Raw genomic sequence first — 26145 nt, 5'->3', positions numbered from 1 at the left:
CCGATGCGTACCGCCGAAGCTTTCCACACCGTCCGAGCCGGTCATCCCTCCGCCCCGGTCAGCGCGGGTGTCAACTCGGCCCAGGGGTTGGGCGGTTGTCCGGTCACCGGTCCGCAGACCGCCGCACCGCGGTCGTGCGCGGTGCGTACGGCGAGGGGGACGAGGGCCTCGGGCACGCCGTAGACGAGATGGCAGAACCGGTCGGCCGGGTGGCGTGCCGTCCAGACCGGGCGGGTGAACGCCGAGACGTACGTGGACCAGTGGCCCTCGAACGTGACGGTCAGGTCGGCGAGACGGACGTAGCCGGGGACCGGGTGGACCCCCGGGTTGAGGACGACCGTCCCTGCGCCGAGCCGTCGTACCTCCCGGACCAGGCGCCGGCAGTCCGGCAGGCTCTCCGCGGTGGCGGTCGCCCGGTCGAGGAAGCAGCCCTCGGCCGCGTACCACTCCTGGTGCCGGCGCACGTCCTCGACGACCTCGGCACGGTCCCGGGCGCCGTAGTCGATGTCGACGTACCCGAGCAACCGGGCGCCGGCCGCCCGGAGCGCCCGGGCGGCCGCCGTGAAAGCGGGGTCGGGGGCCTCCCCGGGGCCGCTCGCGGGGTTGAGCACCACCGCGTACGTGCGGGCAGCCGCGGTGATCAGCCGGTGCCAGGCGCCGGGGTCCTCGGCCGGATGCACGTACAGCGGTATCAACAGGCTCATGGCAAGGGTCCGTTCGTGGCCGTGCCCGCCCACAGCGCGTCGAGGGCGTCGTCCAGGTCGTGGACGGGCCGCCAGCCGAGGGCGCGGTCGGCGGCCGTGATGTCGGAGCACTGCCACGACACCCGGGCGGAACGGGCCGAGCCGACGGCGCCTTCCGTGTTTTCCTCCAGCCGCCCCCGGAACTCCGCGCGCCGGGCCAGGCCCCGCACCAGCTCCCGTACCCGTACGGCCCCGCCGCCGCCGATGTTGAGAACGGACGGGAGCGGGCCCGCGGTGGTGACCGCGAGGGCGACCGCCCGGGCGAGATCGCGTACGTCCACGAAGTCGCGGTGGGCGGACAGGTCGCCGAGCCGCAGGACCGCGTCGGGGTTCCGCCCCGCCGCGCGCAGCTGGGCCGCCATGCGGCCGGGCAGGCTCGCGACGGGTGCTCCGGGACCGACCGGGTTGCCGACCCGGAGCACCACACCGTCCAGGGCGGCGGAGGTCACCGCGACGGTGCCCGCGAGCTTGGTCACGCCGTAGAGGGTGACCGGGCGGGCGGGCGCCGACTCGGCCGTCGCAGTGTCCGGAACGCCGGGACCGTACTCGGCGGCGGAGCCCAGGTGGACCAGGCGGGCGGTGGGCGCCGCCTCACGGAGCGCGGCGCACAGCGCGGCCGGGCCGCGGGCGTTGACCTCGGCGAGGGTCATCGGGTCGCCCCCGGTCGCGCCCGCGCAGTTGACGACGGCGTCGGGTGCGACCGTGGCCAGCGTCTTCGCGAGCCGCTCCGGCCGGTCCGTGGCGAGGTCGACGCGGAACTCCGCTGCGGACGAGCGGCCGCCGGCGAGGACCTGCGCGCCGTGCAGGGCGCGCAGCCGTTCTGCCACGTGGCGGCCCAGGTATCCGGTGCCGCCCAGGACGAGAATGCGCATGCGGTACTCAGGCTCCCTTGAGCAGAAGGGACTTGCGGGTGGTGAACTCGGCGTTCGCCCGGTCGTAGTCGTCGGGGCGGCCGATGTCCAGCCAGTACCCGTCGAACTCGTAGGCGTGCGGCGGGTTCTCGGCGGCCAGCAGGTCCAGGACGAGTTCGTCGAAGCCCAGCGGCAGGCCCGGCGTGTAGCCGTCCAGGGTCGCACGGCTGAGGCCGTAGACGCCCATGGAGACCCGGTAGTCCATGCTGGGCTTCTCCGTGAAGGCGACGACCTTGGTCGCGTCCGTGGTCAGCACGCCGAAGTCGATGTGCACCTTCCGGGCGTACGTCGCGATGGTCAGCGGTGCCCCGGAGACCTCGTGCCGGCGCAGGACGTCGGCGTAGTCGAGGTCGGTGAGGACGTCGCCGTTCATGACCAGGAAGCTCTCGGGCAGCCGATCGCGCAGCGTGAGCAGCGGGCCCATGGTGCCGAGGGGGCTGTCCTCGGTGGCGTAGTCGACGGCCATGCCCCACTGGGAGCCGTCGCCGACGTAGGCGCGGATGATCTCGCCCAGGTGGCCTATCGCGATGGTGCAGCGGCTGAAGCCCGCGGCGGACAGCTGGCGCAGCACGATCTCCAGGATGGCGTGCTGGTCGCCGATGGGGACGAGCGGCTTGGGCAGTGCGGTGGTGTAGGGCCGCAGCCGGACGCCCTTGCCTCCCGCCAGGATCACTGCGTGCATGGGACCTCTCCTTGCCTGACGGGGTCAGATGTTGTAGATGCCGGTCTTGTAGCGGGCCAGGTTGGCCGGGTCGCGGAAGAAGTCCACGGTGTGCGCGAGGCCTTGTTCGAGGGTGTGGGCGGGCTGCCAGCCGGTGGCCCCGGCGAGCCGGGTGGCGTCGGCGACGAGCCGCATCACCTCGGAGCCCGCGGGCCGGATGCGCTCTGCGTCTTCGCGGACGTCGAGGGCGGTGTCCATGACCTTGCCGATCAGCGCGACGAGGTCGCCGACCGAGATCTCGCCGCCGGTACCGGCGTTGAAGGTGCGTCCGACGACCTGGCCGGCGGGCGCGGTGCCCACGGCGAGGAACGCCTGCGCGGTGTCCCTGACGAAGGTGAAGTCCCGGGTGGGGCGCAGGTCGCCGAGGGTGATGGTGCGCTCCCCCGCCGCGACCTGGCCGATGACGGTGGGGATGACCGCGCGCATCGACTGGCGCGGCCCGAAGGTGTTGAAGGGTCTCAGGGTGACCACCGGCGTGCCGAAGCTGGCGTGGTAGCTGTCGGCCAGCCGGTCCCCGCCGGCCTTCGAGGCGGCGTACGGGGACTGGGTGTTGATGGGGTGGTCCTCGGTGATCGGCACGGTCTGCGCGGTGCCGTACGTCTCGCTGGTGGAGGTGTGCACCAGCCGGGGCGTGCCCAGGGCGCGGACGGCCTCCAGCACGTTGAGGGTGCCGGTGACGTTGGTCTCCACGTAGCTGTGGGGCGCCTGGTACGAGTACGGGATCGCGATGAGGGCGGCCAGGTGGTAGGCGACGTCGGCGCCTTCGAGCAGGCCGCGGACCGACCCGGGGTCGCGGACGTCGCCGAGGACGATCTCCACATGGTCGAGGACGTCCGGGGCGAGGGTCTCCAGCCAGCCGTAGGAGGAGAAGGAGTTGTACTGGGCCATGGCTCTGACCCGGTGCCCGGAGGCGACCAGGGCCTCGGTGAGATGAGAGCCGATGAAGCCCTCGGCTCCCGTGACGGCGGCGAGCGGTGCGGAGGTCAACTCGTGGGTCCTTCCGGTCGGTTGCATGGGTGTGGTCGGTGATGCGAGCGCATCAGGCGTGCCGGGCCGGCCGGCCGAGCAGCCGCAGCGCGCATGCCACCAGGCACAGCGCGGCGGCGCCGCAGCACAGCGGCAGGGCGAGCGGGCCCGGTGGCAGGCGCAGGAACACGGCCGCGCAGGCCGTGCCCGCGGCGGCGAGACAGATGGCGGCCGGCGGCCAGGCGGCCCCGAACGCCTGGAGGAGCAGAGCGGTCCACAGGGTGGCGGCGAGCAGGAGCAGGGCGGCCGGTTCGGCGCCGGTGAGCAGCGCCGCGGGCAGCAGCGGGAGGAGGTAGGCGAGCAGGCAGAGGCCGAGGACGGCGGCGGAGCGCAGCAGGAATCCGGCGGGCGTGGCGGCGGCCCGGAGGGCCGACACGGACAGGCCCCGGTAGCGGAACAGCAGCCACTCGGCCGGTCCCATACTGACGGTCAGCACGATCACCGCGTACGGCTCCTGCCGCCCCTCCAGCAGCACCAGCAGGCCGGCGGCCAGGCCGAACAGCCCGTAGGGCAGGGACCACAGCAGGCGGGGCCGTCTGCCGGCGGGCGCGGCCGGGGCGGCGTGGGCGCCGTGCAGCGCGTGACCGGTGACGGCGAGCGTCGCCAGCAGGGCCAGCAGGGGGAGCCCCGCCCGCGCCAGGGTGCCCGGTTCCCACCAGGGCAGCACGACGCCGCCGGCGATCAGCGGGGTGAGCGCGGCGAGCAGCATCCGCTCGCGGGCCAGTACGAGCAGGACGCCCGCGGCGGCCAGGTACAGCGACTGTGCTGCCGCTGCCAGGATCACCGGGCCGCCGTCGGCGAACGGTACGGCGGCGGCCGTGGCCACCACCGCGCCCACGGGTGCCCCGGTCAGCAGCGTGCGGGCCGCTTCCCGGCGCCCGGTGGCCGTCCGTAGGTGGGCGCGGTGGCCGAGCCCCTGCCCCCACGCCCAGGAGACGAGGCCCGCGACGACCAGCGCCGTGGCGTGCCGGCCGGGGTGCCACAGCGGTGCGGTGAGCAGGTAGGCGAGCCCCGGCAGGGCGAACAGCACGCCCCGCAGCAGGCAGCGCACGTGGTCCGGGCGCCAGGGGTCGGCCGCCGGTGCCGGTTCCGGGAAGGCCCTGGGCACCTGCTCGTACAGGGCCGTGGCGAGCGAGAAGAGGCTGGGATGGCCGTACCGTTCCTTGATCAGCTCGGCGGACAGGCCCTCGGCCTCCAGCAGTGCGGCCACCTCGTAGGGGTGGACCGCGGGGCCGATGCGGTCGGCGAGTTCGGCGGCGAGCCAGCTGACCGCCTCCGCGTCGGGGCCGTGTCCGGGAAGCCGGAGGGCGAGGGTGTGGTCGTCGCCGCGGCGGCCGCGCGCGGCTGGCCCGGCGAGCCGGAGGACGAGCGTGTCCTGTTCCGTTCCGCCCGGTTCGAGTGCCATCGGTCCGCTCATCCGGCCAGGCTCCCGGCGTCGGCACGGGCGTCCTGGGGCAGCACGGGTTCTGTGGTCAACGGCCGTGCGAGTGTGGGCAGTTCGCGGTAGATGGAGCGGAAGGTGTCGATGGTCTGGCGCAGGGTGAACTGTTCGATCACGCGCAGCCGGGCCGCCTCCCCCATCGCCCTGCGCCGGCCCGGGTCGGCGAGCAGGTCGAGGGCGGCTGCGGCCATGGCGGCCGGGTCGCGGGGAGGGACGACGAGCCCTGCGTCGCCGACGGCCTCCCGTACGCCGCCGACGTCGGTGGAGACGGTCGCCCGGCCGCAGGACATGGCCTCGATGAGGGTGAACGGGAAGCCCTCGCTGATGCTGGACAGCATCACGACGTTGCCGGCCGCATAGGCGTCCTTGATGTCGTCGACCCGGCCCTCGAAGGTGACGGCGTCCGCGTGTCCCAGTTCGGCCGCGAGCGCCTCGCACCGCTCCCGGTAGGCCTCTCCGCCCCGGGGCGTGCCGCCGAACAGGCGCAGGACGGCTTCCGGTATTCGCTCCCTGACCAGGGAGAAGGCGCGTATCAGGGTCTCCAGGTCCTTGATCGGGTCGACGCGGCCCGCCCAGCTGAGCGTGGGTGCGTCGGGCTCGGGTCCGGCCGGCGGGAAGGCGGCGGGGTCCACGCCGTTGTAGACCGTGCGGATCGACTCCGGTGCGGCACCGCCCTGTTCCTCCCACAGCCGGTTGTAGCGGTTGCCCGGGGTGATCAGGGCGGCCCGCCGGTAGCTCTCCTCGGCGAGCAGCCTGAAGAAGCCGAGCACGAGGGCCTTCACCGGCCAGCGGTAGGGCGCCGTGCGGTAGCCGAGATAGCGTTCGCGCAGGTAGACACCGTGCTCGGTGAGCAGCAGCGGGACGTCGTAGCGGTCCAGGCCGGCCAGGCCCGGCAGGACGGCGACTCCGCCGCTGACCGCGTGGGCGACGCCGCCCCGAGGTGGTGGTGCGGCCAGGGGGCGCAGGGCGTGTTCGAGCAGGGCGGTCGCGGTGACCGCGTCGTGCAGGGTGGGCCGGGCCTCGTGGACGGCGAGTCCGGGACGGTTCCACACCGCGGCGAGGATGGCGATGGCCCGGTCGCCGCGCAGGAACGGGCTCAGGGAGCCGTCCGCCGCGGACCGCGCCATCGTGTACAGGGCAGGTGCGAAGCCCTCCTCGGCGCGCGGGTCGAGCAGCGCCGTCAGGAACCGCTCGTAGGCGGCGGCGAGTCGGTTGCGGGCGCGGCCCCGGGGCGGGCGGCCCTCGGGCGGGGCGCCCCACATGGGGACGGACCGCACGCTGCGGACGTGGGCGGGCAGGTCCCAGACGACGGGTTCGCGTCCGGTGCCGGTGACGGCGATGACGTCGAAGTCGAGGTCGGGCATGCCCTGGACGAGTTGGTCGCACCAGACACTGACGCCGCCGTGGCTGTGCGGGTAGGTGCCTTCGGTGAGCAGGGTGACGCGCGTCGCGACGTGGCTGCGCGCGCCGTGGTGAACGTGCATGGATGTGCTCCACGGCCGAGAAGTGGGGTGGTCGTGCCGGTCCCGGCCGCAGGTGGGCGGCCGGGACCTCGGTTCGGTGCGCCGTTCAGCTGTCCGGGGTGTACGGGACCTGCTCGGTCATGCCCGCGGGGACCTTGGTGTGCGGCGCGGGCCGGGTGGCCGGTGTCTCGGCTGCCGCGGCCGCGGCCGGGGCGACGGCGGAGGACGGCAGAGTCAAGGTGAGAGCACTGCCGGAGGAGGCCGTCCAGCCGGACACCTCGCCCGCATACGCGCCGCCGAAGGCGTTGCCGCCGAGCGTGGTGCCGGTGGGCAGGGTCGCGGTGACGGCGACACCGCTCGGCGCCTGCACGGTCACGGCGTCGCCGATGCGGTAGGCGGTGACCTGACCGGCGCTCAGAGCGGTCTTCCAGGCGGCGCGGCGCTGCAGTTCGGTGCCGATGTCCTTCATTCTCAGGTTCACCAGCGGGGTGTTGTCCGCGAACAGGGTGTCGTAGCCGTCGAGTACGCCGTTCAGGACGGGGTAGGCGATGCGGTCCTCGGCGAGGTTGGACTGGTGGATGAAGTGCGGCTTCGGGTCGTTGGACAGGACGTGGCCGAAGGCGATCCGGGTCTCCAGCGGCACGATGTGGTCGCCGTAGCCGGTGCCGGTGTTCAGCGGGGACGGCAGACAGGTGGTCGTGGCGGGGTTGTCCTCGCAGATGCCGCTGCCGCCCTGGGCGCGGCCGGTGTAGATCCAGTTGTACTCGTCGACCTGTTCGGCGGCCCGGCCCGTGTTGTAGAAGACGTTCATCGGGTAGCGCGAGACGGTGGTGGCGGGGCCGACCTTGCGCTGTTCGGGGTCACGGGAGTTGTCCGAGGCGAGCCAGTCGATGCCGTTGTCGGCGAGGGCCGGGGCCAGGTTGGGGTTGTCGTCGGGCTGCTGCGGCAGGAGCTTCAGGCCGGAGTGCTCCCCGGTGACCAACTCGTCGCTCTGGAGCGGCAGTCCGGCGGCCTGTCCCCAGGCGCGGTTGGTGGCGATCTCGTGGTCGATGGTGCTCCGGTCGACCCACTTGGTGCTGCCGTCGGCGTCGGTCCGGCACGTCCAGGGCACCACGGTGGTGTTCTGCTCGCAGCCGAGGAAGGCGTGCGTGTAGGTGTGGTTGACCCAGCGGAACTGGTCACGGTCGGCGATGAGCTTGTCGGCGAGCTGGTCGACGCCGTTGTTGTCCTCGCGCTGGTCGACGCTGCCCGCACCGTTGTAGACCAGGTCGAGCGTGAAGCGGTGGCTGCTCTGCCAGGCGGTGGCGTAGTCCACGTCGGCCGGGGTCATGCGGATCGGGTTGGGTGTGCCGGCCCCGCCCGTGCAGTCCACGTCGCCGGGCGTGCAGTTGAGCTGGGTGTCCCAGCGGTCGTCGGCGGCGAACACGTCGTCCACGTGCACGGCGAAGTAGTTGCGGGCGGCGCCGAGGTGGACGCCCCCGGTCATCCACTCCACGATGCCGCGGGCCAGCAGCCGGAACTGCTGCTGGTACTGGTTGTAGACGAAGGTGACGACCAGCTCGCGCCGCCCGTCGTGCCGGTACTCGCCGACCAGCGAGCCCTGCTTCGACGTGCCCGGTATGGATGCCTGCACGTACGGGGTGAAGTCGGCGCCGGCCGCCGGCGGCGACAGGTAGGCGTAACTCTCGCCGACGGAAGGCGAGTTGTCCTCGAAGGGCACCGCACCGTCGAGGTAGCCGAAGGGGCCCGCCTGGCCGGCGGCGGTCACCTGGGCCCGGACGCCGTCGACGGTGCCCGAGTAGCCGCCGGAGACCGGGTACTGCAGGCCCGCTTCGGGGCGGGCGTAGGTGTAGGCGTCGACCTGGGGGAGGGCGTACGTCCGCTCGTAGGAGGCGAGCGCGGCCATCTCGGCGGAGCCTGCGGCGAACGGGTTGTCGTTGGGCAGGACGACGGCCTGGTACTTGGCGCGCGGCCGCCCGTCGACGGTGTCGGCGAGGAAGGCGGCGTCGACGGTGGGGCGGTCGGACCGGGTGAGGTCGACCTCGGTGTACGGGGTTCCGGCGGCATCGAGTTCGGCGGCGACGGCGTCGGTGGCCGGTCCACCGTCGCTGACCACCAGGATTCTCAGGTCGATGCGAGGCGCCGTGCTGTCGGCCCGGGCCGCGCCGGCCGGCGGTCCGAGCGCGGCGATGAGCGCGCCCACCGACAGTGCGGTGGCGCGTATGGTCCGCTTCATGCGGTGAAGTCCCCTCCCCGGGCAGGGGTGAGCACGGCTCCCGTGGAGCGGACGCACCCCCTCGCGTGACGCCGGCGTCCCCCTCAGAAGCCGGTCGTCGACGCATCCGTCGCGTCACATGGTGATGGCTGTGTGTAGCTTCTGTGGTCGAGTTACGAAATCTGACGGAAAAGTGCAGGTGTCCAACGGCCCACCCAGGCAACCTGATGGGCCGTCTTCTCGTCGGCGCGGCACGGGGGTTGGCGGCATTCCGTCAGCTTCGGTGTGCTGGTCCGGGCCCGGGACGACGCACCGGCGGGCCGTGGTGGCCCGCCGGGCTGAGTGTCAGTGGTCCAGACCGGGCGGAGGCCTGTCCAGAGTGTCCGGTTCAGGCCACTCGCACCCTGCGTCCGGTTGGTCCGTCAGGCGCAGAGCACCCGCGTCTCGGGCGTGTAGACCGGCCCGCCGCTGGTGTTGCTGCTGTCGCTGAATTCTGCGTAGTAGTACGAGTAGAAGCCGATGTTGCCGTTGCAGCCGGAGTCGGCGGCGACCCGCAGGGTCAGCGTGACGGTGCGGCTCTGGCCGGGCGGGATGGTGGCGCCGTAGTTGCCGCCGAGGTTGGCCGGGCCCGTGCCGGAACAGGAGGTGCTGCCACCGGCCGTGGCCAGGCTGCAGCCGGTGAAGCTGTACTTCAGGTCGGGGCGCTGGGTGGTGAGCCAGGTCGGGTCGACGGTCTGGTACACGAACCAGATGTCGTAGATCTTGTTGTTGGTGATGGTCATCGACAGGTTCACCGTGCCGCCGGGCGTGGTGGTGGCGCTGTCGGTGCTGAAGGTCAGCGCGGCCGGCGCGGGATCGGCGCCGGCCGCCGGCGCGAGGCCGAAGACGGCGAGGACGAACGCGAGGACGGCGGTGAGACCGAGGCGTCTCATCAGAGGTGATCGCATGGCCCGGGAGGCTAGGCACGCGGCAGGCACGCCGTCTGCCCCACCGGCGGCGCCCCACACGCCGGTCGGCTGAAAGTGATCGTTCCGTGAAGGCGATGCGGTGAACCTGTGACGATGATTTGTAGGCCGTATCCACGCACGGTGCCGGCGGGTGACCCGAGGAACCCGTGGGGGCCGGCGGAGCGCCGGTGCGATCGGGCGCTATTGGCGGGGACGAGTCCACCGCGGCCACAGGGAATGCCGTCCACCGCTTGCCTACTGGGGAGATTCTCGGCCAAACACCGCTTTCCGGCCTGGCGTTGCCTTTCCGGCCCACCGCCCGCTCATGACTCCCGGGGAGAGTGCCGACGCGCCGCTCGCACACAGGTTCAAACGCTGCCCTCTCCAACCCCTTGCCCCGGCGTGAATGTTCGTTCCCGCTTCTGGTCCGCAAGACCTACCGGACGGTATACAGGCCCAGTTGACACGCGCGGACCGCGCTTCGGTGCGGGCCGCGTGCACTGTCCCGGCCTCAGGGGGAGGATTCCATGGCGAACGACACACGGGCGGCAGACGGGGCGAGAGGCCGGCGGCGGGTCGCCGTGCTGGGGGCGGCACTCGGGGGCTGCGCCCTCGTCGCCGCCTCGACGACACCGGCCGCCGCGCACCCCGCCGGACACGGCCGCGACCTCGCCTACGTCTCCCTCGGGGACTCCTACACCTCGGGCCCCCTCATCCCGCGCCAGGTGGACGCCGACTGCGCCCGCTCCGACCACAACTACCCCTCGCTCGTGGCGGCGGAGCGCGACGCGACCGCGTTCAAGGACGTGAGCTGCGGCGGGGCGACGACGAACGAGATGTGGCAGCCGCAGGGCACCAACGGCCCGCAGCTGAACGCGCTGAGCCGGGACACCGACCTGGTGACGGTGCAGATCGGCGGCAACGACGTCGGCTTCGGCTCGATCATCAGCACCTGCGCCCGCCTGGGCGTCCAGGACCCGACGGGCAACCCCTGCGAGCGTGCGTACAAGGCGTCTGGGTACGACCGGCTGGCTCTCACCGTCCTGGAGACCGCGCCGAAGATCGACCGGGTGCTGCGGGCCGTGCACGCCCGCGCGCCGCACGCGCGCGTGCTCCTCGTCGGCTACCCGGACCTGCTGCCGGACGACGGCAGCGGCTGTTTCCCCTCGGTGCCGTTCGCGCAGCGGGACTTCCCTTATCTGCGGGACACCGAGAAGCGGCTGAACCTGATGCTGCGCGCGGTCGCCGCCTGGAACCGGGTCGCATACGTCGACACCTACGGCCCCACGGTCGGCCACGACATGTGCAAGGCGCCCGCGGACCGCTGGATCGAGCCGCTCCAGCCTGCCTCGCCCGCGGCCCCCGCACATCCGAACGCCCGGGGCGAGGCCGCCATGGCGCAGGCCGTGCTGGACCGGCTGGAGCACGGACGCGGACGCGGCTGAGCAGGAGCGGCGACGGCCTCCGCGCTCGTGGTCGCGAAGGCCGTCGCACCGCCGTGGTACGCCTGTCGTACTCCTGTCGTACCGTCGTCGCAGGGCCGCCGTGCGGTGGTCGTCGGTTCCGGGGTCTCAGCCGCCGAGCGCCGCCTGGACCACGCCCTTGGCCTCCTCCTGCACCTGGGCGAGGTGGTCGGGGCCGAGGAACGACTCGGCGTAGATCTTGTAGACGTCCTCGGTGCCCGACGGACGGGCCGCGAACCAGGCGTTGGCGGTGGTGACCTTGATCCCGCCGATGGCGGCGCCGTTGCCCGGCGCCTCGGTGAGGACTCCGGTGACCGCCTCTCCGGCCAGGGTGTCGGCCGTGACCTGAGCCGGGGACAACTTCGCCAGCAGCGCCTTCTGTTCGCGGGTGGCGGGGGCGTCGATGCGCGCGTAGGCGGGTGCGCCGAAGCGGGCGGTCAGGTCGGCGTAGTGCTCCGACGGCGTCCTGTCCGTGACCGCCGTGATCTCGGAGGCCAGCAGGGCCAGCAGGATGCCGTCCTTGTCGGTGGTCCACACCGAGCCGTCGCGGCGCAGGAAGGACGCGCCGGCCGACTCCTCGCCGCCGAACCCGAGGGTGCCGCCCGCCAGTCCGTCCACGAACCACTTGAACCCGACGGGCACCTCGACCAGTTGACGGTTCAGGTCGGCGGCGACCCGGTCGATCATCGAGGAGGAGACGAGCGTCTTGCCGATGCCCACCTCTGTGGGCCACTGCTCGCGGTGCCGGTAGAGGTAGGAGATGGCGACCGCGAGGTAGTGGTTGGGGTTCATCAGGCCCCCGTCGGGGGTGACGATGCCGTGCCGGTCTGCGTCGGCGTCGTTACCGGTGGCGATGCGGAAGCGGTCGCGCTGCTCGATGAGGGAGGCCATCGCGTACGGCGAGGAGCAGTCCATGCGGATCTGGCCGTCCCAGTCCAGCGTCATGAACCGCCAGGTGGGGTCGGTGTGCGGATTGACCACGGTCAGGTCGATGCCGTGCTGCTCGGCGATCCGGCCCCAGTAGGCGACGGACGCACCGCCGAGCGGGTCGGCGCCGATGCGCACGCCGGCCGCGCGGATCGCGTCGAGGTCGAGGACGCTCGGCAGGTCGCCGACGTAGGCACCCAGGAAGTCGTACCGCCGGGTCGTGTCCGCGGCGAGCGCACGGGTGTAGGGCAGCCGCTGTACGTCCTTCAGGCCACCCGTGATGATCTGGTTGGCCCGGTCCTGGATCCAGGAGGTCGCGTCCGAGGCCGCCGGGCCGCCGTTGGGCGGGTTGTACTTGAATCCGCCGTCGGCGGGCGGATTGTGCGACGGGGTGACGACCACGCCGTCGGCGAGGCCGGAGGTGCGGCCCCGGTTGTACGTGAGGATGGCGTGCGAGACGGCGGGCGTCGGGGTGTAGCCGTCCGCGCTGTCGACGAACACGGTCACCTCGTTGGCGGCGAACACCTCCAGGGCGGTGACCTTCGCGGGCTCGGACAGGGCGTGCGTGTCGGTGCCGATGAACAGGGGGCCGTCCACGCCCTGGGCCGCGCGGTACTCGCAGATGGCCTGGCTGGTGGCGGCGATGTGGTCCTCGTTGAAGGCGGTCGCCAGGGACGAACCCCGGTGCCCCGACGTGCCGAACGCCACCCGTTGGCCCGGGTCGGCCGGGTCGGGGTGCAGTGCGTAGTACGCCGTGACCAGCCGGGCCACGTCGACAAGGTCCTCGGGACCGGCCGGCCGGCCCGCTCGCTCGTGCGGCATGAGTCCGTTCCTCCGCATCGGTGTGTTCGATAGCTCGCGGCCCATCTTCCCTCGTCAGGGGACCGACGTGCGAGTGCGCCACCGGCGCGTGGAGCGGACCGGGCCCGTCTGCCCTATGATCCGCTTCTCCGACCGACATCATCGCGCCACGCCTCCGCGTGCCACCTCCGACGGGCAGGTGACCCTTCGTGTACGGACCCGCCGTCAAGGCACCCTGGACGCTCGCCCGTTCCGCCCAGGCCGCGGTGGCCGCGGCAGCATTGGCGGACGTCTACCGGGCGGTGACCGTGCGCGCGCACCTCCTTCGTCCGCAGGACACGTCCCTCAGGGCGTCGAGGCGTGCGTCCATGGTGTACGTGGACCTGATGCTGGTCGCGATCGTGCTGTTCCTGGTCTGGTTCTCCCGCTGTCGGCGCAACGCCCAGCTCCTGTCCCCCGGGCCGCTCCCCGGTTCCGCCGCCTGGGCCGTGTTCGCCTGGCTGATTCCCGTGTTCAACCTCTGGGTTCCGCGCGGGCTGGTCCTCGACGTTCATCGCGCGAGCGGCCCCGGTGCGACCGGGAAGAGCGACCGGGTGCTGGTGAACGTCTGGTGGGCGGCGTGGGCCGGACACACGGTGGTCGTCACCGTGGGCACCCGGCTGGGCCAGGGGGCTTCGCTCACGCTCCTTCTCGTCGCCGGAGGCCTCGACCTGGCCGCCGGTGCCCTGGCGATCGCCGTGATCCAGCGGGTCACGGCGCGGCAGGCCACAGCGCTCACCGCCACGCTCCCCGTCCCTGGCGCCGTGGACCTGCCGCGTCTCTCCTAGAGCGTCAGCCGATGTGGTAGCTGTCCCCGTACACCTTCCAGTCCAGCGGTGTGTTCAGATCGAGGTTGCCCTTGCGCAGGAAGACCCGCTGTTCGGTGTCGACCCTGCTGGTGTCGCTGTGCGCCTCCTCCTGCTTCATGGCCCACACCCGGGCGTCGAGGAAGGCGTTGAGGTATGTCGTCTCGTTGCCCCCCTGCGCCGGCGGCTTCGCGCTGCGCAGGGCCCGCTTGCGTATGTTGCGGAAGCTCGTGGGGTCGTCGCCGTCGCCGTGCATGACGATGGCGTCGTAGTAGGTGAACTGGCCGAGGGCGCGCAGCCCGTCCGACTTGCCCTGGGCGACCGCGGGATCGAAGTAGACGCGGTCGCGTTCGTCGTTCTGCGCCTGCTGGAACGCGGAGTCCTGGGCGGCCTTGCGCCAGTCCTTGGGGTAGTTGGGGTCCAGTCCGCTGTGCGAGTCGCTGCCGTTGACCCGGCGCAGGGCGGGCAGGTACTTGGCCAGGACGTTGCCGGGCCTGCGGTCGGTGTAGAGCTGGACGAGGTCGAGCATGTCGCCGGTGCCGGAGCAGAAGCCGATGATGCCGGCGGTGTAGCCGCGCCCGTCGCCGATGTCCTCGATGTACTTGTACTGGGCCTTCCAGTCGAGCGAGGAGTTCTCCGCGCTCGAGACCAGTTGCATGGCGATCTCCTTCTTCGCCGGGTCGTCGAGGCCGGGCGCTGCCGCCGGTGCCGCGGCGACGCGCTGGACGCCGAGCAGCGCGCCGGAGGCGACGGCGCCGAGCACGGCGACTACGGTCCGGCGCGAGAGGTGGGCGGAGGCTGCTGATGTGTGGTCTGTGTGCTCCACGAGGACTCCAAGTCGGGGTGGGGGGTGGAGAGTTGGTCCGTACCGGCACTGGTAGGAAAGTTTCCTATCAAACACGAGGGAGACCGGTAACCCATCCCGCGAGAAGTTCGTAGGATCGAACAGCATCACGCCGCCGTCGCCCGATTCAGAAACCGGAACGCTCAATGCCATGAAAGGCATCGGTTGGACTTACGAATCATGAAGGCGCAGGGTGGACGAGCCCCGTCGCACACGACGGGCACCCCCTACGGCACGACCCGGAGACGACCCGATGAACCACGTCGCGAACCCCGATCGCTACGACGGCACCATGCGCTACCGGCGCACCGGCCGCTCGGGACTGGACCTCCCGCTCCTGTCCCTGGGCTACTGGCACAACTTCGGCGACGACCGCCCCTTCGAGACCCAGCGCGAGATCGCCCTGCGCGCCTTCGATCTCGGGATCACCCACCATGACCTGGCCAACAACTACGGTCCGCCGTACGGCGCGGCCGAGATCAACTTCGGCCGGCTGCTGAAGCAGGACCTCGCGCCGTACCGGGACGAGCTGGTGATCTCCACCAAGGCGGGCTGGGACATGTGGCCCGGCCCCTACGGCCAGGGCGGCGGGTCCCGGAAGTACGTACTGGCCTCGCTGGACCAGTCCCTGCGCCGCACGGGCCTGGACTACGTGGACATCTTCTACTCCCACCGGCTGGACGCCTCCACCCCGTTGGAAGAGACGATGGGCGCGCTCGACACAGCGGTACGCCAGGGCAAGGCCCTGTACGTCGGCATCTCCTCGTACGACGCCGAGCGCACCCGGCAGGCGGCCGCCATCCTCCGCGAGCTGGGCACCCCGTTGCTGATCCATCAGCCGTCGTACAGCATGCTCAATCGCTGGATCGAGGCCGACGGCCTGCTCGACGCGGCCGAGGAGGAGGGCTTCGGCGTCATCGGGTTCACGGCGCTCGCCCAGGGTCTGCTGACCGGCCGCTACCTCGACGGCGTGCCGCAGGACTCGCGGGCCGCGCGGGGGACGTCCTTGGACGCGGCATGGCTCACGGACGACATGCGGGACCGGCTGCGCGCCCTGAACGACATCGCGGCCCGGCGCGGCCAGACGCTCGCCCAGATGGCGCTGGCCTGGGCCCTGCGTGACGAGCGGGTGACGTCCCTGGTGATCGGCGCCTCGCGGGTCGAGCAGCTGGAGCAGAACGTCGCCGCACTGGAGAACCTCGCCTTCAGCAACGAGGAGCTGGCCGAGATCGACAAGTACGCCACCGAGGGCGGCGTGGACCTGTGGCGGGACGCCCGGCTGGGAAACCTCGGATAACCACACCTGTGACCTACATCACAGACATAAGGGAAAAGTAGGACATAATAGAAGCCATCCGGACAGCGTTGTCATCCCTGCCTCGCGACACCCCGCGATTCCAAGGAGCCGCTCACCGCATGGCACACGGAGCTCACCACACCCCCCTCCTGCCTCCCCACCCCGACGTGGACCTCGCCCGCGACTGCGCGCAGTGCCTCGGCTGGGGAACTGTCGTCACCCGCGACGGGGCGCACGAACTGTGCCGCACCTGCCAGCCCGACCCGGGCGACAGCGAGGGCGGCCTCGACTTCACCGGCTAGTCATCCCCCTGCCCAACCGACACCCTTCGCACGTGGTCCTGCTGCTGCTCATGCTGGGCCTCGAATACACCGCCAGCGATCTCGTCTCCAACCTCAGGACGCAGTATCCGGCCGGCCTCGTGGACGCCGCTCTCAACGCCCTGCCCGGCGCGGCCATGGCCCTGCTGCTCGGCCGAGGTCCGATCGCCGCCGTCGTCCTCGCCGGCATCACGTGGATCTCCTCGTCCGGGGTCATCGCCAAGGTCCTCGGCGACCTGGGCCGGATCGGCAACCGGGAGACCCCGGTGATCCTCAGCATCCTCGTGCTTGAGGACCTGCCGATGGCGGTCTACCTGCCGGTGGTCACCGCGCTGCTGGCCGGCACGGGACTGGCCGCAGGCAGCGTCACGCTCGCCGTCGCCCTCGGCGTCGCGGGCCTGGTCCTGCTGCTGGCGGTGCGCTACGGCCGGCACGTCTCCCGCTTCGTCTCCAGCGACGACCCCGAGAAGCTGCTGCTGGTCGTGCTCGGGCTGACGCTGCTGGTGGCGGGCGTCGCCCAGCAGTTGCAGGTCTCGAAAGCAGTGGGCGCGTTCCTGGTCGGCATCGCGCTGTCCGGGGAGGTCGCCGAAGGCGCCCACAACCTGCTCGCCCCGCTGCGGGACCTGTCCGCCGCGGTCTTCTTCGTCTTCTTCGGCCTGCACACCGACCCGGCCAGCATCCCGCCGGTGCTGCTGCCCGCGCTCGCCCTGGCGGTCGTCACCACGCTCACCAAGATCGCGACGGGATACTGGGCGGCGCGCCGGGCCGGGATCTCGGCCAGGGGCCGGTGGCGGGCCGGCGGCACCCGGCCCGGGGCGAGTTCTCCATCGTCATCGCCGGTCTTGCCGTCACCGCGGGCATCGACTCCGACCTCGGTCCGCTGGCCACGGCGTACGTCCTCATCCTGGTGGTCCTCGGCCGCTGACCGCCCGCTGGACCGAGCCGGTCGCCCTGCGGCTCAGCGGCCTGCGGGGCCGCCGTGCCGCACCGGCCGGCGGACCGTTCGAGGACGGGGCGCCCTGGGAGGACACCGAGCCCCTGCTGCGGGACCAGGACTCGGTGGGGCGGCCCTGACAGGCCCCCCACAACCGGACTCGCTGCCTCCTCGGCCGTGAGCCATCTGTTGCCCGCACAGGTGTTACCTGTGGGTAATCCCAGATGGTTTGATGTGCGGCGCCACTCAACCCCCTTCACCCACAGGGAGATCCAGTGACGCTCTTCGCACCCCGCCGTGCCCTCGGGGCGGCCGTGCTCGCCCTCGCCCTCCCCGCGGCGGCACTCGCCGGTTCGGCACCGGCGCAGGCAGCCGGACCGGCACCGGCGCTGAAGGTCCTGACGTACAACGTCTTCCTCATGAGCAAGAACCTGTACCCGAACTGGGGCCAGGACCACCGGGCCGCCGAGATCCCGAAGACGTCCTTCTTCCACGGCAACGACGTGGTCGTCCTCCAGGAGGCCTTCGACAACTCCTCGTCCGACGCGCTGAAGAGCGCCGCCGCGGCGGAATACCCGTACCAGACGCCGGTGGTGGGCCGCAGCAAGAGCGGCTGGGACGCGACCGGTGGGGCGTACTCGGCGACCACGCCCGAGGACGGCGGGGTCACCGTGCTGAGCAAGTGGCCGATCCTGCACAAGGAGCAGTACGTCTACAAGGACGCGTGCGGCGCGGACTGGTGGTCCAACAAGGGCTTCGCGTACGTCGTCCTGAACGTCAACGGCACCAAGGTGCACGTGGTCGGCACGCACGCACAGTCCACGGACCCCGGGTGCGACGCGGGCGAGGCGGCGGCGATGCGCAGCCGGCAGTTCAAGGCCGTCGACGCCTTCCTGGACGCCAAGAACATCCCCGCAGACGAGGAGGTGCTGCTCGCGGGCGACCTCAACGTCGACTCACGCAGCAGCGAGTACGCGTCGATGCTCGCCGACGCCGGTATGGCCGGCGCGGACGCGCGCACCGGGCACCCGTACTCCTTCGACACGCAGGAGAACTCCATCGCCCGCTACCGCTACCCGGACGACCCGCGCGAGGACCTCGACTACGTCCTCCACCGTGCCGGTCACGCCCGCCCGGCGGGGTGGCACAACGAGGTCGTCAAGGAGCAGTCGGCGCCCTGGACGGTCACGAGCTGGGGCACGTCGTACACCTACACGAACCTCTCGGACCACTACCCCTTGCGGGCGTACGCGGGATAAGAGCCCTTCGGGGTGTCGTCGCCGGCGGGCTCGTGGCTTCCGCGCAGGGCAGAGGCGAGGGCCGAGACCAGGGCCATGCCGGCGGCGACGGCGAAGACGATGGTCAGGCCCTGGTGGAACGGGCCGGAGACCAACTGCGGGAAGAACGTGTGACCGGTCAGGGTGGCGCGCTGGGCCGCGGTGAGGTGGTCCGGCCCGCCGCCGGAGCCCAGCAGGTGGCCGATGGGGTTGTCGCCCAGGAAGGTCGCGAAGAGGGTGCTGACCGGGGGCAGCGAGGCCACCTCGTGGGCGGTGCCGGCGGGCACCCCGTGGGCCTGGAGTCCGCTGCTGAGCGTCGCCGGCAGCGAGGAGGCCAGCCCGGAGACCATCAGCGAGAAGAAGACACCGATGGACAGCGCCGTGCCCGAGTTCTGGAAGGTGGAGCGCATCCCGGAGGCCACCCCGCGGTGGCGGGCCGGAACGCTGCCCATGACGGACGAGGTGTTCGGCGCGGAGAACATGCCCTGGCCCAGACCGTTGAGGAACAGCAGTGCGGCGAAGAGGCCGTAGTCGAAGTTCACGGGCAGCGCCAGCAGGCCGAGGAAGGAGGCCGCGACGACGATGAGACCGGCCGTGGAGAACAGGCGGGCGCCGAACCGGTCGGAGAGGTAGCCGGAGACCGGACCGGCGATCAGGAAGCCGAGGGTCAGCGGCAGCATGAAGATGCCGGCCCACAGGGGGGTGTCCTCGAAGTCGTAGCCGTGCAGCGGCAGCCAGATGCCCTGCAGCCAGATGATGAGCATGAACTGGAGCCCGCCGCGGGCGATCGCGGTCAGCAGGGCGGCCAGGTTGCCCGCGGCGAAGGCCCGCACCCGGAACAGGGACAACTGGAACATCGGCTCGGCGACCCGTGTCTCCACCACGCAGAACACCAGCAGCAGGAGGACGCCGCCGATCAGGCCTGCGAGCACCCAGGGGTTCGTCCATCCGGTGGGGTGTCCGCCGTAGGGCTGGATGCCGTACGTGATGCCGGCGAGCAGGATCCCGGCGCCGGTGGCGAAGGTGATGTTGCCGAGCCAGTCGATGCGGCCGCGCCCGCCGGCCGCGGTCTCGCGCAGGCTCAGATACGACCAGACGGTGCCGGTGACGCTGACCGGGACGCTCACCCAGAACACCGCCCGCCAGTCGACCGCGGCGAGCAGACCGCCGGCGAGCAGGCCGAGGAACTGTCCGGCGAGCGCGGTGATCTGGTTGATGCCGAGGGCCATACCGCGCTGCCGGGCCGGGAAGGCGTCGGTGAGGATGGCGGCCGAGTTGGCGGTGAGCATGGAGCCGCCGAATGCCTGCACGATCCGCCACAGGATCAGCCACAGGGCGCCCGCGCCGGCCCGGAACGGGTCGAGGGACAGCGCGACGGAGGCGCAGGCGAAGACCAGGAAGCCGAGGTTGTAGATGCGGACCCGGCCGAACAGGTCGCCGAGCCGGCCGAGGACGACGACCAGCACGGCCGAGACCAGCAGATAGCCGAGGATCATCCACAGCAGATAGCCGATGTTGCCCGCGGCGAGCGGATCGAGGCCGATCCCGCGGAAGATCGCCGGCAGGGAGATGATCACGATGGAGGCGTCCATCGTGGCGATCAGGACGCCGAGGGTGGTGTTGGAGAGGGCGACCCACTTGTAGCCGGGACCGGGTGGTGTGTCCCTCAGGCGGGCGGAGCGGGCGAGCAGTCGGCCGCGCAGGCCGGTGGCGGGCCCGTCCGAGGGAGTGCCGGCGGGCCGCTGCGGGCCGGGGGTCTGCCCGCTCACAGCCGTTCCGCCAGTCGGTCCAGGAGGGGCAGCGCGGCCCGGAGTGCCGCGCGCTCCTGCGGGGTGAACTCGTCCAGGGCGTGGGCGAGCCGGCCGACGGACTCGGACCGGCGTTCCTCCACCACGGTCCGGCCGGTGCCGGTGATCGACACGATGGCCCGCCGGCCGTCGGCGGCGTCGGCGGTACGGCTGACGAGGCCGCGCTGTTCGAGCGCGGCGAGCGTGGTGGCCATCGCCTGGGGCCGGACGCGCTCCTGCTCGGCGAGCGAGCCGGGCGAGTCAGGTCCTGCGGCGGCCAGCCGGGCCAGTACCGAGACGCCGGAGAGGGTCACGTCCCCCACCGCGTGTGCCTGGCGCAGCCGTCGCACGATCCGGCCCATGGCCAGCCGCAGCGCGGCGGCCAGTGCCGCCGTCTCCTGCGGTCCGCCCGGGGAGGGGGTGCCGTCCACGGTCCTGTCCTCCACATCCATGATTACTAACAATAGGTTTATCAGTCTGGACTGCTCAACCAAGACTCAGTAATCAGGCAGGTCGCGGCGCGGGGGTCCGGCGGACCAGGGCGGGTCGCCGGCGTCCGGGGCAGGACGGGGAGGCGGGGCCTCGGCCGCGGTGAGGTGCTCCAGGACCTCCGCCAGTTCCTGGCAGGCCTGTTCGACGGAGCGCCGGGTGTTGCGCTGCTCGGTGATGACGGCCGACAGCAGCAGCGCGGTCAGAGCCATCGCGCCATTGAAGGCCTGGAGCTTCGTCATGACCTCGACCCGGCTCAGCCCCGCGAAGGCCCCGACCGCGTCCGTCGCGGCGACGGTGGCCAGCACGGACGTGAGCAGCGCGCAGAGCATGCTGCCCACGAGCTGGAAGCGCAGGGCGGCCAGGATGATGAGCGGATAGACGAGGAAGAGCAGGCTGATCGAGCTGTAGGCGGCCAGCGGCACGATGGCGCAGGCCAGGACGGTCAGCGCGGTGGCCTCCTTCCAGCGCTTCACGGGCGGCGGCCAGCGAGCCCTGTGCAGCATCAGCAGCAACGGGGTGACGATGAGGACACCCATCGCGTCGCCCACCCACCAGGCCAGCCATACGGCCCAGAAGCTGTGCGCGGGCAGCTTGTCCGTGAGCAGCAGGAGGCCGACGCCGACGGTCGAGCTGATCAGCATGGCGGTCAGCGCGCCCAGGAACACCAGGGCTAGGCCGTCGCGTAACCGGCTGAGGTCGGTGCGGAACCGGGCCCGGTGCAGCAGCAGCACCGCGCACACGGGCGCGAGGGTGTTGCCGAGCAGGAAGCCGAGCACATCGAGGCGGGGGGCGGAGAGGTACAGGATGGAGAGGAACGACCCGAGCGTGATGCCGGGCCAGCAGCCCAGCCCGAAGATCAGCAGGGCGGCGACGGCGACGCCGGTGGGCGGCCAGATGGGGGTGACCACGGAGCCCTCGACGACGAGGCGGCGCAGGAGCCCGAGCCGCGCCACACCGTAGTACACGGCGGCGACGGCCAGCACCTGGACGGCGTAGCCGCCCGGCCTGCGCAGATCCTCGAAACCCATCACAGGGCAATCTCACACCGATGGCCCGCCGTCGGCGAGGCGAGAGGCACCCGGTCCCGCTCTATGGCTGAACGCGCAGCGATTCCCGCGGCCGGACCGGCCCTAGGGCTGCAGGACCGGCCCGTCGAGGCCCACCACGAGGACGGCGGCGTCGTCCTCGTGCCCCACGCTCTCCGCGCCCTTGATCACGGCTGCGGCCAGAGCGTGCGCCTCCAGACCGGCGACGGCCGCGATGCCCGCGAGCCGCACCACCTGGTCGAGTCCGTCCTCGATGCACAGGGACGGGCCCTCCACCACCCCGTCGGTGAGCAGGACGAACACTCCGCCCGTGGTGAGCCGGTGCCGGGTCACCGGGTACTCCGTCCCCGGTTCGATCCCGAGCGGCGGCCCTCCCTCGTCGTCCACGACGCCGGACTTCCCGTCCGCCGTGGCCCAGACGAAGGGGATGTGTCCGGCCCGCGCGCTCTCCAGCACGCCCGTGGCCGGGTCCAGTCGCATGAAGATGCAGGTGGCGAACAGCTCGCTGCCCAGCGAGAGCACCAGCTCGTTGGTCCTGCAGAGGAGTTCGCCCGGCTCGCTGGTGACGGAGGCGAGGGCACGCAGTCCGACCCGGACCTGGCCCATGAAGGCGGCCGCCTCGATGTTGTGACCCTGTACGTCGCCGATGGACAGCCCGATACGGCCGTCGGGCATGGCGAAGGCGTCGTACCAGTCGCCGCCCACGTTCAGGCCGAAGCAGGCGGGTGCGTACCGCACCGCGAGGTGCAGGCCGGCTGCCGACGGCAGGTCCCGGGGCAGCATGCCGCGCTGCAGCGCGATGGCCAGCTCGACCTGGCTGCGCTGCAGCTCCGCGCGCTCCCGTGCCTGGGCGGTGAGCGAACCGAGTCTGGCCAGCAGCTCGTCGCCGTCGTCCGTGGAGCGCTTGCGGGGCATCGATCACTTCCGGCTGGGCGGTGGCCCGTCAGGGCAAACGCCTAGATTTTACCGTTATAGGAGAATCATGCCCCAGGGGGCGTGCCCGCATCGGGCCTGCCCCCTCTTCACGGCCTTGGCACGGCTGCCCGTACGGCCAGACCTCGGACGCCGAGGACGGCCGCCCACACCAGGAGGGGGAACGCCGCGACCCGTTCCATGCCGCCCATGCCGAGCCCGAGGTAGTGGTGGGAGAGGAAGAGCACGACCGCGGCAAGGGCCACGGCGCCCAGCAGCGCGCTCCCCCACCGCAGGGAACCCGGCACCTCCAGACCCGCTCCCGCCAGCAGCAGGCCGAGGTTGCCCGTCCCCATGATCAGCAGGGCGCCCAGGACGTGCTGGTTCTCGCTCACGTCCGCGGGCGCGAGCCCGGCCAGGACGTACCCCGTCCCGGCACCGGCCAGCAGCAGCCGGGACACGACCGCGGTCGCACCGCGCCGCCACAGGCCCCCGGTCAGTGCGACACCGGCGACGAAGAGCACCCCGAGGACGACGAACGAGGCGTCCATCAGGGTGTGCTGGGGCGAGCAGACGAAGCGCGGCTCGGGATCCGGCTGCCAGGCGCAGTGCGCGTTGCCCAGATCGCTGATGTTGTTCCGCGCCCAGCTGTACGGTCTCGCCCACGCCGACTGGACGATGCCGTGGAACACGAAGAACTGCATCACGCCCGCGACCCACGCCGCACACCCCCACCGATACCGCACCTTGTCCGCCCCTCCTCGGCCTGCCCCGCTCGGAGCTGGTGCCCACAGCCGATCACGCGGCAGGGCACCGGAACACTGCGGCAGGCCCCCGGAAAGCAGGTGAGGCTGTCCCCACGGGGCGGCTCACAGCGGGGAGTGCGCCACCACCATCACGTAGGCGCCGTACAGCAGGGACACGACGGCCAGGGCGCCGCCGACGAGCAGGGCCTGGGCCGGTCGCGCCCGCCAGGTGCGGGCGAAGGCGCGTGCCGGCGGGATCAGCAGGGGGAAGACCGGCAGCAGGAAGCGCGGCTTGGACGAGAACGAGCCGGAGCCGCCCACCACGAGCAGCACCATCACCCCTGCGAAGACCACCAGGACCAACGGGGCGCGGTCGAGACAGAGCAGCCCGAAGAGGACGACGCCTACGGCGACGATCACCAGGGCCGCCGGGTAGACGAAGCCTCCGCCGTGCAGGAACAGCGCTCTGAGGAAGCGCAGGGCCCCGGCGCCGAAGTCGAAGCGCGAGTCCCAGGCGCTCTGGATCCGGAAGTAGCCCCCGAGCAGGTCCCCGGTCCGCTCCCCCACCCAGAGCACATAGGCGAGCCAGCCCAGCGGCGCGAGGAGTGCGCCGGCCCACAGGGTCGCTGGTGCCCGGCCGCGCTGCCGCAGTACCTCCTGCACGGCGGCGAGGCCGACAGCCGCCGCGACCGCGAATCCGGTCGGCCGGCACAGGCCCGCCAGCGCGGCCAGCGCACCCGCCCACAGCCAGCGGCCCCGGAGCACGCAGTACAGGGACCAGACGGCGAGCGCGGCGAAGAGGGACTCGGTGTAGGCGATGGTCAGTTCGACGGCATGTGGCAGTACGGCCCACAGGCCGACCAGTGCGGTGGCGACGGCACGCCCGTACAGGTGGTGGCCGAGGACGTAGATGCCGTACGCGGCCGTGCCCGCGGCCGCCCAGGCGATCAGCAGCGCGGCCGTGCCCGGGGTGAGCGGGAGGATCGCGGTCACGGCCCGGATGAGTCCCGGATAGAGCGGGAAGAACGCCCAGTCGGCCTGCACGCCGCCGCTCTGGGTGATCCAGATGAGGTGTCCGTAGCCGTGCGTGGCGATGTGCAGGTACCAGCGGGAGTCCCAGGAGTGGGCCAGGCTCCTGACCAGCGGGTGTCCATTGAGGTGGTTGGCGACGATCACCGCGGCGACCCCGGCCAGCCGGACCGCCGCGAACACCGTGAGGGCCCGCAGGGCGCCTTCGGGGATCCGGTATCGCACGACCCGCGGCAGCGCGGGGCGGAGGGGAAGGGACGGGGCGGCCGGCTCGGGCCGGGGTACGCAGGACGTGCTCACTCTCCGACCTTGATCACGCCGGTCCTGGTGTGCAAACCACGACCCGGCTTTCTTACGGTGTTCCACCCTGATTCAGGAACAACGGCCGACCAACGGCAGACCCCCATCAAGATCAGAACAGGGTGCGGTTAGCATATGAGCGCTGCCTAGCTCGAAAGATGGACCTGTGACTGTCAACGACGACCCGTTCACCAACTGGAAGAACCGCGAGGAGATCGCGGAGTCGATGATCCCGATCATCGGGAAGCTGCACCGCGAGCGGGACGTGACCGTCCTGCTGCACAGCCGCTCCTTGGTGAACAAGTCGGTGGTCAGCATCCTCAAGACGCACCGCTTCGCCCGGCAGATCGCCGGCGAGGAGCTGTCGGTCACCGAGACGATGCCGTTCCTCCAGGCGCTGACCGCCCTCGACCTCGGGCCTTCCCAGATCGACCTGGGCATGCTCGCCGCCACCTACAAGGCCGACGACCGCGGTCTGAGCGTGGCCGACTTCACCGCCGAGGCCGTCGCCGGCGCCACGGGCGCCAACAAGATCGACCGCCGCGAGCCGCGCGACGTCGTCCTCTACGGCTTCGGCCGCATCGGCCGGCTCGTCGCCCGCCTCCTGATCGAGAAGGCCGGCTCCGGCAACGGCCTGCGGCTGCGCGCCATCGTCGTCCGGGGCGGCGGCGAGCAGGACATCGTCAAGCGCGCCTCGCTGCTGCGCCGGGACTCCATCCACGGTCAGTTCCACGGCACGATCACCGTGGACGAGGACAGCAGCACGATCGTGGCCAACGGCAACGCGATCAAGGTGATCTACGCCGACGACCCGTCGTCCGTGGACTACACCGAGTACGGCATCCGGGATGCCATCCTCATCGACAACACCGGCAAGTGGCGTGACCGCGAGGGGCTGTCCAAGCACCTGCGCCCGGGCATCGAGAAGGTCGTCCTGACCGCGCCCGGCAAGGGCGACGTCCCGAACATCGTTCACGGCGTCAACCACGACACGATCAAGCCGGACGAGCAGATCCTGTCCTGCGCCTCCTGCACCACCAACGCGATCGTCCCGCCGCTCAAGGCGATGGACGACGAGTACGGTGTGCTGCGCGGCCACGTGGAGACCGTCCACTCGTTCACCAACGACCAGAACCTGCTGGACAACTACCACAAGTCCGAGCGCCGCGGCCGCTCCGCGCCGCTCAACATGGTGATCACCGAGACCGGTGCCGCCTCCGCCGTCGCGAAGGCGCTGCCCGACCTCAAGGCGAAGATCACCGGCAGCTCGATCCGCGTCCCGGTGCCGGACGTCTCGATCGCGATCCTCAACCTCCAGCTGGCCCGCGAGACCACCCGCGAGGACGTCCACGACTACCTGCGGAACGTGTCGCTGACCTCGCCGCTCAAGCGCCAGATCGACTTCACCACGGCGCCGGACGCGGTCTCCAGCGACTTCATCGGCTCGCGCCACGCCTCGATCGTGGACGCCGGTGCCCTCAAGGTGGAGGGGGACAACGCGATCCTCTACCTCTGGTACGACAACGAGTTCGGCTACTCCTGCCAGGTCGTCCGGGTCGTCCAGCATGTCTCGGGCGTCGAGTACCCGACGTACCCGTCGACGGCGGTCTGACGCCGGGGACCTGTGTGACACATGCGGCCGCCGACCGGGGTTCCGG

The 26145-nt window shown here is 71.7% G+C and carries 22 protein-coding genes and 1 pseudogene; 7 read left to right on the top strand and 16 right to left on the bottom strand.

What is annotated here, in order from left to right:
• Window positions 1-41 precede the first annotated feature (41 nt).
• The 8 genes from ABZ471_RS12500 to ABZ471_RS12465 form a co-directional block, all read right to left on the bottom strand.
• Window positions 42-704 carry a spherulation-specific family 4 protein gene (locus ABZ471_RS12500; protein WP_359065374.1) on the bottom strand — a complete coding sequence of 221 codons (663 nt, stop codon included), beginning with the start codon at window positions 702-704 and terminating at the stop codon, window positions 42-44.
• The gene (locus ABZ471_RS12495) at window positions 701-1615 is read right to left on the bottom strand and encodes an NAD-dependent epimerase/dehydratase family protein (RefSeq protein ID WP_359065372.1); all 915 of its coding nucleotides are present in this window, start codon (window positions 1613-1615) and stop codon (window positions 701-703) included. The genes ABZ471_RS12500 and ABZ471_RS12495 overlap by 4 nt, the downstream gene beginning before the upstream one ends.
• Window positions 1616-1622: 7 nt before the next feature.
• Window positions 1623-2336, bottom strand: coding sequence for a sugar phosphate nucleotidyltransferase (locus tag ABZ471_RS12490; protein ID WP_359065370.1), 714 nt, complete (start codon window positions 2334-2336; stop codon window positions 1623-1625).
• Between the two features lie 24 nt (window positions 2337-2360).
• Window positions 2361-3362, bottom strand: coding sequence for a GDP-mannose 4,6-dehydratase (locus ABZ471_RS12485; protein ID WP_359065368.1), 1002 nt, complete (start codon window positions 3360-3362; stop codon window positions 2361-2363).
• Between the two features lie 52 nt (window positions 3363-3414).
• Entirely contained in the window at window positions 3415-4818 is a 1404-nt protein-coding gene (locus ABZ471_RS12480; RefSeq protein ID WP_359065366.1) for a hypothetical protein, read from the bottom strand.
• Window positions 4815-6326 carry a GT4 family glycosyltransferase PelF gene (gene pelF / locus ABZ471_RS12475; protein ID WP_359065364.1) on the bottom strand — a complete coding sequence of 504 codons (1512 nt, stop codon included), beginning with the start codon at window positions 6324-6326 and terminating at the stop codon, window positions 4815-4817. The genes ABZ471_RS12480 and pelF overlap by 4 nt, the downstream gene beginning before the upstream one ends.
• An 85-nt stretch (window positions 6327-6411) precedes the next feature.
• Window positions 6412-8541 (bottom strand): hypothetical protein, encoded by a 2130-nt coding sequence (locus ABZ471_RS12470; protein ID WP_359065362.1) that lies wholly within the window; start codon window positions 8539-8541, stop codon window positions 6412-6414.
• A gap of 401 nt (window positions 8542-8942) precedes the next feature.
• Entirely contained in the window at window positions 8943-9467 is a 525-nt protein-coding gene (locus tag ABZ471_RS12465) for a hypothetical protein (protein ID WP_359065360.1), read from the bottom strand.
• A gap of 527 nt (window positions 9468-9994) precedes the next feature.
• Here ABZ471_RS12465 and ABZ471_RS12460 point away from each other — a divergent pair.
• Window positions 9995-10912: an SGNH/GDSL hydrolase family protein gene (locus tag ABZ471_RS12460; RefSeq protein WP_359065358.1), complete on the top strand. Its 918-nt coding sequence runs from the start codon at window positions 9995-9997 to the stop codon at window positions 10910-10912.
• 126 nt (window positions 10913-11038) lie between these two features.
• On the opposite strand, the gene pgm is transcribed toward ABZ471_RS12460, so the two are convergent.
• A complete protein-coding gene (gene pgm / locus ABZ471_RS12455) occupies window positions 11039-12679 on the bottom strand; it encodes a phosphoglucomutase (alpha-D-glucose-1,6-bisphosphate-dependent) (RefSeq protein ID WP_359065356.1) in 1641 nt (546 codons plus the stop codon).
• Between the two features lie 188 nt (window positions 12680-12867).
• Between pgm and ABZ471_RS12450 the strand changes: the two genes are divergently transcribed.
• On the top strand, window positions 12868-13485 hold the full coding sequence (locus ABZ471_RS12450; RefSeq protein WP_359065354.1) for a DUF4328 domain-containing protein: 618 nt from the start codon (window positions 12868-12870) through the stop codon (window positions 13483-13485).
• Window positions 13486-13489: 4 nt separating this feature from the next.
• On the opposite strand, the gene ABZ471_RS12445 is transcribed toward ABZ471_RS12450, so the two are convergent.
• A complete protein-coding gene (locus tag ABZ471_RS12445; protein ID WP_359065352.1) occupies window positions 13490-14329 on the bottom strand; it encodes a chitosanase in 840 nt (279 codons plus the stop codon).
• Between the two features lie 271 nt (window positions 14330-14600).
• Here ABZ471_RS12445 and mgrA point away from each other — a divergent pair, with 271 nt between their 5' ends.
• The 4 genes and pseudogenes from mgrA (at window position 14601) to sph (ending at window position 18157) form a co-directional block, all read left to right on the top strand.
• The gene (mgrA, locus tag ABZ471_RS12440) at window positions 14601-15644 is read left to right on the top strand and encodes an L-glyceraldehyde 3-phosphate reductase (protein WP_359065350.1); all 1044 of its coding nucleotides are present in this window, start codon (window positions 14601-14603) and stop codon (window positions 15642-15644) included.
• A 119-nt stretch (window positions 15645-15763) separates the two neighbouring features.
• Complete coding sequence (locus ABZ471_RS12435; RefSeq protein ID WP_359065348.1) at window positions 15764-15946, top strand: hypothetical protein; 183 nt, start codon at window positions 15764-15766, stop codon at window positions 15944-15946.
• Between the two features lie 32 nt (window positions 15947-15978).
• A pseudogene (locus ABZ471_RS12430) lies at window positions 15979-17038 on the top strand (cation:proton antiporter); the annotation flags it as partial.
• Window positions 17039-17173: 135 nt separating this feature from the next.
• Complete coding sequence (gene sph, locus ABZ471_RS12425; protein ID WP_359065346.1) at window positions 17174-18157, top strand: sphingomyelin phosphodiesterase; 984 nt, start codon at window positions 17174-17176, stop codon at window positions 18155-18157.
• Here sph and ABZ471_RS12420 read toward each other — a convergent pair.
• The 6 genes from ABZ471_RS12420 to ABZ471_RS12395 form a co-directional block, all read right to left on the bottom strand.
• Window positions 18130-19866 (bottom strand): MFS transporter, encoded by a 1737-nt coding sequence (locus ABZ471_RS12420; protein WP_359065569.1) that lies wholly within the window; start codon window positions 19864-19866, stop codon window positions 18130-18132. The genes sph and ABZ471_RS12420 overlap by 28 nt on opposite strands.
• 74 nt (window positions 19867-19940) lie before the next feature.
• Entirely contained in the window at window positions 19941-20414 is a 474-nt protein-coding gene (locus tag ABZ471_RS12415) for a MarR family transcriptional regulator (protein WP_359065344.1), read from the bottom strand.
• A 45-nt stretch (window positions 20415-20459) separates the two neighbouring features.
• Window positions 20460-21485 carry an MASE1 domain-containing protein gene (locus tag ABZ471_RS12410; RefSeq protein ID WP_359065342.1) on the bottom strand — a complete coding sequence of 342 codons (1026 nt, stop codon included), beginning with the start codon at window positions 21483-21485 and terminating at the stop codon, window positions 20460-20462.
• Window positions 21486-21584: 99 nt separating this feature from the next.
• Window positions 21585-22415, bottom strand: a complete 831-nt coding sequence (locus ABZ471_RS12405) for a PP2C family protein-serine/threonine phosphatase (RefSeq protein ID WP_359065340.1) — start codon at window positions 22413-22415, stop codon at window positions 21585-21587.
• A gap of 107 nt (window positions 22416-22522) precedes the next feature.
• Window positions 22523-23158 (bottom strand): DUF998 domain-containing protein, encoded by a 636-nt coding sequence (locus ABZ471_RS12400; RefSeq protein ID WP_359065338.1) that lies wholly within the window; start codon window positions 23156-23158, stop codon window positions 22523-22525.
• 123 nt (window positions 23159-23281) lie between these two features.
• The gene (locus ABZ471_RS12395; protein ID WP_359065336.1) at window positions 23282-24487 is read right to left on the bottom strand and encodes a hypothetical protein; all 1206 of its coding nucleotides are present in this window, start codon (window positions 24485-24487) and stop codon (window positions 23282-23284) included.
• Between the two features lie 166 nt (window positions 24488-24653).
• On the opposite strand from ABZ471_RS12395, the gene ABZ471_RS12390 reads away from it, so the two are divergent.
• Entirely contained in the window at window positions 24654-26099 is a 1446-nt protein-coding gene (locus ABZ471_RS12390) for a glyceraldehyde-3-phosphate dehydrogenase (RefSeq protein WP_359065334.1), read from the top strand.
• Window positions 26100-26145 lie beyond the last annotated feature (46 nt).

The organism is Streptomyces sp. NPDC005728, from assembly GCF_040630895.1.
Classification (GTDB): Bacteria; Actinomycetota; Actinomycetes; order Streptomycetales; family Streptomycetaceae; genus Streptomyces.
This window is presented reverse-complemented; position numbering and strand designations above follow the sequence as displayed.